Below are 641 nucleotides of genomic sequence, written 5' to 3' on the forward strand. Positions count from 1 at the left end.
GACCGTGCTCAGATTAATGAGGTGAACATCAGCAGCCAGCGGCTCTACCGTCCGGCGTTTGAGCAGCGTATCGAGCTGCGGGAGCAGAGACTGAAAGACAGCCATACGGTTGATCCTGTTGATCGGCCTTTTCTCAAGCAGGTGTACCGGCTGAGTGAAAATGCGGTGATATTTGATCGTAATAAAAATGAGAGCGCGGCGGGGTTTGGTCGTATCCTTGAAGGGCACCTGTATATTGATGGGGTGGCGTTCATCATTTCGTCGGAGATAAGGGATGTATCAGACCCCAAATATCAGCAGGATCGCATTGAATATTTGAACGGAGGAATGAAAGAAAATCAGCTTGACACCAGGCCCGCAAAACTGGCGGAGCTGAAGGATATTATGTCCCGTCTGAGCGGGCGAAAAAACGATGAAATCCCGACGCAGCCGGGGACCTGTATTTCAGAAGGGTTTATCCGCGACGGGAACGGCAAGCCGAAGGAGGATATTACCTTTGTCTATCCGCACAGTCCGGTCTTTTCTTTTGTTGTCTGGAGCAATAACGCCTTAAAAGAAAGCACAAATATGCTGGAGCGAAGCGGTGAAATACAGTCTTACCTGACTCAGGCCAATGCCCGGACTCTGCGTAAAGGTAAAAC

At 50.1% G+C, this 641-nt stretch carries 1 protein-coding gene; it reads left to right on the forward strand.

Going from position 1 to position 641, the window contains the following annotated elements:
- Window positions 1-21: 21 nt before the first annotated feature.
- Window positions 22-641, forward strand: a 620-nt coding sequence (locus NV64_RS22825; protein ID WP_255410352.1) for a T6SS immunity protein Tli4 family protein, incomplete at its 3' end; no start/stop codon positions are given.

The sequence above is a fragment of the Erwinia sp. B116 genome (assembly GCF_002865965.1).
Lineage (GTDB): Bacteria > Pseudomonadota > Gammaproteobacteria > Enterobacterales > Enterobacteriaceae > Erwinia.